This window comes from Brevundimonas sp. (assembly GCF_046295075.1).
Taxonomy (GTDB): Bacteria; Pseudomonadota; Alphaproteobacteria; order Caulobacterales; family Caulobacteraceae; genus Brevundimonas.
Genome location: NZ_JBKBOC010000019.1, coordinates 57,295 through 65,574, shown reverse-complemented (window position 1 = coordinate 65,574; position 8,280 = coordinate 57,295). Strand labels below are relative to the sequence as shown.

The window sequence follows — 8,280 nt, the reverse complement described above, 5'->3', positions numbered from 1 at the left end:
GTTTGGCGCCCAGAAAAAGCTTCTCAGCCATTCGCAAGTTTGCAGTTCATCGTCGCCGCCTTTGCAAGTCCGCGCAGTTCCGCACCTTTTGCAAAGTTGCGTTTGCCAATTTGCGATGAAGGCGCCACGCCTTTCGCAGGGAACACGAGGCCTAAACCGATCATGACTCAAGCCATCCTTGAAGAACTGGAGCGTCGTCGCGCCGCCGCCAAACTGGGCGGTGGGGAAAAGCGTATCGCCGCACAGCACGCCAAGGGCAAGCTGACGGCGCGCGAACGCATCGACGTTCTGCTGGACGAGGGCTCGTTCGAGGAGACCGACATGTTCGTGGAACACCGCAGCCACGACTTCGGCATGGAGACGCAACGCATCCCCGGCGACGGGGTGGTGACGGGGCGTGGCACCATCGGCGGGCGGCTGGTCTATGTCTTCTCCAAGGATTTCACGGTGTTCGGCGGGAGCCTGTCGGGGGCGCATGCGGCCAAGATCGTCAAGCTGCAGAAGATGGCCCTGACGACCGGCGCGCCGATCATCGGCCTGTTCGACGCCGGCGGGGCGCGGATCCAGGAGGGGGTGGAGAGCTTGGCCGGTTATGCCGACATCTTCCTGCAGAACACCCTGGCCAGCGGCGTCATTCCCCAGATCAGCGTGATCATGGGGCCGTGCGCGGGGGGCGACGTCTATTCGCCGGCCATCACCGACTTCATCTTCATGGTGAAGGACACGAGCTACATGTACGTGACCGGCCCCGACGTGGTGAAGACGGTCACCAACGAGGTCGTCAGCCATGAGGACCTGGGCGGGGCGCGGGTTCATGCCGGCAAGTCGGGCGTGGCGGACGGGGCGTTCGAGAATGATCTGGAGGCCCTGTCGGAGGTGCGCCGCCTGATCGGCTTCCTGCCCCTGTCGAACCGCGAAAAGCCGCCGGTGCGCGAGAGCTATGACGAGCCGGAACGGGACGAGCCGTCGCTGGACACCTTGATCCCGGCCAATCCCAATCAGCCCTATGACATGAAGGAGCTGATCCTGAAGGTGGTCGACGAGGCGGACTTCTTCGAGATCGGGGCCGACTTCGCCAAGAACATCATCTGCGGCTTCGGCCGGCTGGACGGCCAGACGGTCGGGATCGTCGCCAACCAGCCCCAGGTGCTGGCGGGCGTGCTGGACATCGATTCAAGCCGCAAGGCCGCGCGGTTCGTGCGCTTCTGCGACGCCTTCGACATTGCGCTGGTGACCCTGGTGGACGTGCCGGGCTTCATGCCGGGGACCAAGCAGGAATACGGCGCCCTGATCAAACACGGTGCCAAGCTGCTGTTCGCCTATGCCGAGGCGACGGTGCCGAAACTGACGCTCATTACCCGCAAGGCCTATGGCGGCGCCTATGACGTGATGAGTTCGAAACACCTGCGCGGCGACGTCAACTACGCCTGGCCCACCGCCGAGATCGCGGTCATGGGCGCCAAGGGGGCGGTCGAGATCATCTTCCGCAAGGAGGCCGGCGACCCGGCCGCCCTGGCCGCGCGCCAGGCGGAGTACAAGGACCGGTTCGCCAATCCGTTCGTGGCTGCGGGGCTGGGCTATATCGACGACGTCATCATGCCGCACGGGACGCGGCGGCGGCTGGTGAAGGCGCTGCGGACGCTGAAGAACAAGGTCCAGGAGAACCCCTGGAAGAAGCACGATAATATTCCGCTGTGACCTGCGACGTTGAGTTCCTTGCGGAGGTCAATGCCGCGCTGGCTGATGCTCGGTTCGACTGGGTGGGCATCGGCATGTTCCAAGGTTGGTTGGAACTGTCTGGTGAAATGCACCGATATCGGATCAGTTGGAGCGGATGGTTGTCTTCGACTTCGAGTCCAACGGTCGGAAGTGACGTTCATGGTTATGTATTTGCTCCAGTGATCGGCCCGATGATCGGAACCAATCTCATGGAAATTCAGCATCACAACGGCGTCTACGAGCTGCGCTTTTCGAACGGCCAATCCGTATTCGCAGGCAATTGGCCAAGCAGTGCGTCAGATCATGTGCTGATGGTCGATGCCATTACTGAAAATGCTCCATTCACTTGGGGGTTGCTCGATTGACGCTCTCAAATGGTTATTCACCACGCATCCAAGCTGTCGGTAGGATCCTGTAATGTTCTCCAAAATCCTCATCGCCAACCGGGGCGAGATCGCGGTTCGGATCATCAAGACCTGCCGCCGCATGGGCATCAAGACCGTGCAGGTCTATTCGGAGGCCGACGCCGGGTCGTTGGCGGTCGAGATGGCCGACGAGGCGGTGCTGATCGGGCCGGCGCCGGCGGCGCAGTCGTATCTGCTGGCGGACAAGATCGTCGAGGCGGTGCGCCAGACGGGGGCGCAGGCCGTGCATCCCGGCTTTGGGTTCCTGAGCGAGAACGCCGGGTTCGCGCGGCGGCTGAGGGATGAGGGCATCGCCTTTATCGGGCCGAACCCCGAGGCCATCGAGGCCATGGGCGACAAGATCAGCTCCAAGAAGCTGGCGGCCGAGGCGGGGGTCTCGACCGTGCCGGGGCATATGGGGCTGATCGAGACGCCGGAGGAGGCGGTCAAGATCGCCAACGAGATCGGCTATCCGATCATGATCAAGGCCTCGGCCGGCGGCGGCGGCAAGGGCATCCGCGTGGCCCATTCGGACGCCGACATGGCCGAGGGGTTTGCGGCGGTGAAGGCCGAGGCGCTGAACGCGTTCGGCGACGACCGGGTCTTTCTTGAGAAGTTCATCATCGATCCGCGCCACATCGAGATCCAGGTGCTGGGCGACAAGCACGGCCATGTGGTTCACCTGTTCGAGCGCGAATGTTCGATCCAGCGCCGCAACCAGAAGGTCATCGAGGAGGCGCCGTCGCCCCTGCTGGACGAGGCCACCCGCGCCGCCATGGGGGCGCAGGCCGTCGCCCTGGCCCAGGCGGTCAACTATGACAGCGCCGGCACGGTCGAGTTCGTGGCCGGTCAGGACAAGAGCTTCTTCTTCTTGGAGATGAACACCCGCCTGCAGGTCGAGCATCCGGTGACGGAGCTGATCACCGGGGTCGATCTGGTCGAACAGATGATCCGTTCGGCCTGGGGCGAGAAACTGGCCTTCGAACAGAAGGACCTGTCGATCAACGGCTGGGCCATCGAGAGCCGGATCTACGCCGAGGACCCGTATCGCGGCTTCCTGCCGTCCATCGGGCGGCTGGTCCGCTATGAGCAGCCCGAGGAAGGCGACCAAGGGGACTACACCGTTCGCAACGATTCCGGCGTCCGCGAGGGCGACGAGATCAGCATGTTCTACGACCCCATGATCGCCAAACTGTGCGCCTGGGGCGAGACGCGCGAGGACGCGGTGACGGGCATGGCCCGGGCGCTGGAGGACACCCACCTGTCGGGCCTGGGCCACAATGTGCCCTTCCTGGCGGCGGTGATGGATCAGGATCGGTTCAAGTCGGGCAATCTGTCGACCAGCTATATCAAGGACGAGTTTCCGGACGGCTTCCACGGCCTGCGCCCGACGGTGGCGCAGGAGCGGATCCTGATCGCCTCGGCGCTCGCCATGCACGAGGTCATCGCTGAACAGGACGGCGACCCGTCGGACCGCACCGACTGGATCGTGATGATCGACAAGACGCCGCACGGCGTCGGCCTGTCCTATGACGAGGACGAGGAGATGATCCTGACCCTGACGGGCGGGGGCGACATCCGCCTGTCGGACATCGACTGGCGGCCGGGCCTGGCCCAGTTCAAGGCCGAGCTGGACGGCGAGGCTTTCACCGCCGAGGTCAAGCGCGTCGCCGACGGCTTCGACATCCGCCACCGCGCGGCGCGGGCGCGGGTGCGGGTGCTGCGGCCGCACGTCGCCGAACTGTATGCGCGCCTGCCGGAGAAGGCGGTCGCGGATACGTCGAAACTGGTGCTGTCGCCGATGCCGGGACTGGTGGTGTCGATCCCGGTGGTGGTGGGCCAGGAGGTCAAGACCGGCGAGACCGTGGCGATCATCGAGGCCATGAAGATGCAGAACATCCTGAAGGCGGAGCGCGACGGGGTGGTGAAGGCGGTGGGGGCCAAGGACGGGGATCCGGTGGCGGCGGATGACGTGCTGGTGGAGTTCGGGTGATGCGGAAGAGCCCCTCCGTCTCGCCGCTGCGCGTCGATCCACCTCCCCATTTCATGGGGAGGAGACAGGGAGGTGATCCGTCTCCTCCCCACGCAGTGGGGAGGGGGACCGCGAAGCGGTGGAGGGGCTCTTTACGCCGCACGGGCGGGGAGGAGCTCGCATGAGCTTCCCCATCCCCACGCCCCTCGAATGGCGCGAGGCGGCCCAGAAGGCGTTGAAGGATCGGCCGATCGAGGCGCTGATGTCCCTAGACGCGGACCAGCTGGTGACCCGGCCGCTGTACGCCGGGGCGAGCGGGGTGCAGCCCATCTTCGCGCCGCGTCCGTCCGACTCTGAAGGCCGGGCCTGGGATCTGCGGACCCTGGTCGAGGGGGATGATCCCGAGGCGGTCAACGCCGCCGTCCTGACCGATCTGGAGAACGGCGCGGCCTCGGTGGTGCTGAAGGGCGGGGTGCTGGCGGATTCCGCGCCCTTGGGGCGGGCGCTGGAGGGCGTGGCGCTGGAGCTGGCGCCGGTCGCGCTGGACGCCGGGATCGACGGGCCGGATGCGGCCAATGCCTTGGCCGTCGTGGCCAAGGGCTCGCCGCGCGCCCAGCTGAGGTTCCACATGGACCCGGTCTCGGCCTTCGCCGAGGCGGGCGGGGCGCCGCGTTCGGTGGAAGAGCATCTGAGCCTGGCGGCCAATACGGCGGCGCGGCATGCGGGGGCCTATCCCGACGCGACCTTCTTTATGGCCAGCGGGCGCGTGGCGCACGAGGCGGGCGGATCGGCGGCCCAGGAGCTGGCCTTTGCGGCCGCCAGCGTGGTGGCCCATGCGAAGGCGGCCGTGGACGCCGGGATGTCGGTCGAGGCGGCGCTGAGGGGGACGGTGGTCGGCCTGTCGGTCGATGCGGAATATTTCGACAGCCTGGCCAAGGTGCGGGCCATGCGGCTGATCTGGGCGGCGTTGACGCGGGCCTTCGGGGTCGAGGCGCCGGCGGTGATCGAGGCTCGGTCGTCGCGGCGGATGCTGGCGGCGCGCGATCCCTGGCCCAATTTGCTGCGGCTGACGGCGGCGGGGTTTGCCGGCGCGGTCGGCGGGGCGGACATGGTGGTGCTGGACGGCTTCACCCGCGCGACCGGTCGGTCCGACGCCTTCGCCAGGCGGCAGGCGCGGAACACCCAGCTGGTGCTGATGGAAGAGGCCAATCTGGGCCGGGTCGACGATCCGGCGGCGGGCAGCTGGTATCTGGACGCCCGCACGCGGGATCTGGCCGAGGCCGGCTGGGCCGAGTTCCAGATGATCGAGGCCGAGGGCGGTCTGGTCGAGGCCCTGAAGGGGTCGGTGATCCAGCCCCGCATCGCCCGCGCTCGGGCTCTGCGCGAGGCGGCGCTGAAGAACGGCGCGGCCCAGATCATCGGCGTGACCAAATATGTGGATGCGGACGTGCGGCCGGCCCCGGTCGAGGCGGCTGACGCGGCGCCGTCGTCGGTCGACCGGGTATGCGAACCCCTGACGCCGATCCGCTTCGCCGCGGCCTTCGAGGAGGCGGCGCAATGAGTTTCCCTGACTTCAGCAAGATCGCCCTGAACCTCGACGCGACCGGGCAGGGGCCGACGCGCGAGCCGTGGCTGACGCCCGAGGGTCTGACGGTCGAGACCGGATACGGCGCAGCGGCGCTGGAGGGGCTGGATCACCAGGACGGGCTGCCGGGGTTCGCGCCCTTCGTGCGCGGGCCCTATCCGACCATGTATGCGGGCAATCCCTGGACCATCCGTCAGTACGCCGGCTTCTCGACCGCCGAGGAATCGAACGCCTTCTATCGCCGCAATCTGGCGGCGGGGCAGAAGGGGCTGAGCATCGCCTTCGATCTGGCGACGCACCGGGGCTATGACAGCGACCATCCCAGGGTGAAGGGCGACGTCGGCATGGCGGGCGTGGCCATCGACAGCATCTATGACATGCGGACCCTGTTCGACGGGATCCCGCTGGACCAGATGTCGGTGTCGATGACGATGAACGGGGCGGTACTGCCGATCCTGGCGCTGTATGTCGTCGCGGCGGAAGAGCAGGGCGTGCCGCACGCCAAGCTGACCGGGACCATTCAGAACGATATTCTGAAGGAGTTCATGGTTCGCAACACCTACATCTATCCGCCCGAGCCCTCGATGCGGATCATCGCCGACATCTTCGCCTGGACGGCGCAGGAGACGCCGAAGTTCAACTCCATCTCCATCAGCGGCTATCATATGCAGGAGGCTGGGGCCTCGGCGGATATCGAGCTGGCCTACACCTTGGCGGACGGGATCGAATATCTGCGCGCGGGCGTCGCGGCGGGCATGCCGATCGACCGGTTCGCGCCGCGGCTGAGCTTCTTCTGGGCCATCGGCATGAACTATTTCATGGAGGTGGCCAAGATGCGGGCCGGCCGCCTGCTGTGGGCCGAGGCGGTGCGCAAGGAGGGCGGGGTCGATCCCAAGTCGCTGAGCCTGCGCGCTCACTGCCAGACATCCGGTTGGAGCCTGGCGGCGCAGGACGTGTTCAACAATGTGCCCCGCACCATGGTCGAGGCCATGGCGGCGGCGGGCGGGCAGACGCAGAGCCTGCACACCAATGCGCTGGACGAGGCCCTGGCCCTGCCGACCGACTTCTCGGCCCGGATCGCCCGCAATACCCAGATCCTGCTGCAGTCGGAGACGGGGCTGACCAAGGTCATCGATCCGTGGGGCGGCAGCTTCTATGTCGAGCGGCTGACGCACGAACTGGCCGAACGGGCGCGCGCCCATATGGCCGAGGTCGAGGCCCTGGGCGGCATGGCCAAGGCCATCGAGGCCGGGATTCCCAAGCTGAGGATCGAGGAATCCGCCGCCAAGACCCAGGCCCGGATCGACACCGGCCAGCAGACGGTGGTCGGGGTGAACAAATATCTGAACCCCGTCGTCGACGATATTCCGATGCTGAAGGTCGATAATGCGGCGGTGCTGGCGGCCCAGATCGACAAGCTGAAACGGCTGCGGGCCGAGCGGGACCAGGCGGCGACCGATGCGGCGCTGGCGGCCCTGACTGAGGGCGCGCGTCGGAGCGCCAATCTGCTGGAGCTGGCGGTGCAGGCGGCGCGGGCCAAGGCGACGGTGGGTGAAATCTCCGACGCGCTGGAGGCCGCCTTCGGCCGGCATGTGGCGACGGTGCAGACCGTATCGGGCGTCTACGCCAAGGAGGCGGGCAATGACCCCCGCTTCGCCCGCGCCCGCGAGATGGTGGCGACCTTCGTTGAGAACGACGGCGGGCCGCCGCGCATCCTGATCGCCAAACTGGGCCAGGACGGGCACGACCGGGGCCAGAAGGTGGTCGCCACAGGCTATGGCGACCTGGGCTTCGACGTCACCGCCGGCGCCCTGTTCCAGACCCCGTCAGAGGCCGCGCGCGATGCGGTGGACAAGGGGGTTCATGCGGTGGGCGCTTCGTCTTTGGCGGCGGGCCACCTGACCCTGGTGCCGGAACTGAAGGCCGAGCTGGAGAAGCTGGGCCGGCCCGACATCATGATCGTGGTGGGGGGCGTCATACCGCCGTCCGACGTCCAGCCCCTGCTCGATATGGGGGCCGCCGCCGTCTATCTGCCCGGTTCGGCCGTCGCCGACACGGCGGTGGACCTGATCGAGAAGCTGAACCAGCGTCTGGGTTACGCCCAGCCCGCGCCTGCAAAGGACAAGTCATGATCGGCGCCCTGAACCATGTGGGGGTCGCCACGCCCTCCATCGCGGACTCGATCAAACTGTATCGGGACGTCTTGGGCGCCACGAAGATCGGCGAGCCGTTCGACCTGCCCGCGCAAGGGGTGAAGGTCTGTTTCATCGACACCCCGACGGCCCAGATCGAGCTGATCGAACCCTATGACGAGACCAGCCCCATCGTCGGTTTCCTGGCCAAGAATCCCAAGGGTGGCCAGCATCACGTCTGTTTCGAGGTCGCCGACATCCACGCCGCCGTCGCCGAGATGCGGGCCAAGGGGGTGACGATCCTGGGCACGGGCGAGCCGCGTATCGGGGCGCATGGGACGCCGGTCGTCTTCCTGCATCCGCGCGATATGGGCGGGGTGCTGATCGAGCTGATGGAGACGCCGAAAGGCGACCACTGAGGTTCGGCGGCGGAGCCTTTCGCCAGCTTGACCGTTGGGTTGATCGAAC

Annotated in this window: 6 protein-coding genes; all 6 read left to right on the top strand. The window is 66.8% G+C overall.

All coding sequences use genetic code 11. The features are described from left to right. The first annotated feature begins 162 nt into the window (after positions 1-162). Positions 163-1,698: an acyl-CoA carboxylase subunit beta gene (locus ACK4MH_RS13695; protein WP_409719302.1), complete on the top strand. Its 1,536-nt coding sequence runs from the start codon at positions 163-165 to the stop codon at positions 1,696-1,698. Beyond that, a complete protein-coding gene (locus tag ACK4MH_RS13690) occupies positions 1,695-2,084 on the top strand; it encodes a hypothetical protein (protein ID WP_292150016.1) in 390 nt (129 codons plus the stop codon). The genes ACK4MH_RS13695 and ACK4MH_RS13690 overlap by 4 nt, the downstream gene beginning before the upstream one ends. Positions 2,085-2,136: 52 nt before the next feature. Continuing rightward, entirely contained in the window at positions 2,137-4,116 is a 1,980-nt protein-coding gene (locus ACK4MH_RS13685; RefSeq protein WP_409719300.1) for an acetyl-CoA carboxylase biotin carboxylase subunit, read from the top strand. Positions 4,117-4,276: 160 nt separating this feature from the next. Continuing rightward, a complete protein-coding gene (locus ACK4MH_RS13680; protein WP_409719298.1) occupies positions 4,277-5,656 on the top strand; it encodes a methylmalonyl-CoA mutase family protein in 1,380 nt (459 codons plus the stop codon). Continuing rightward, the gene (gene scpA, locus ACK4MH_RS13675; RefSeq protein WP_409719296.1) at positions 5,653-7,812 is read left to right on the top strand and encodes a methylmalonyl-CoA mutase; all 2,160 of its coding nucleotides are present in this window, start codon (positions 5,653-5,655) and stop codon (positions 7,810-7,812) included. Before ACK4MH_RS13680 ends, scpA begins: the two co-directional genes overlap by 4 nt. Further along, on the top strand, positions 7,809-8,231 hold the full coding sequence (gene mce, locus ACK4MH_RS13670) for a methylmalonyl-CoA epimerase (protein ID WP_409719294.1): 423 nt from the start codon (positions 7,809-7,811) through the stop codon (positions 8,229-8,231). The genes scpA and mce overlap by 4 nt, the downstream gene beginning before the upstream one ends. Positions 8,232-8,280: the final 49 nt, after the last annotated feature.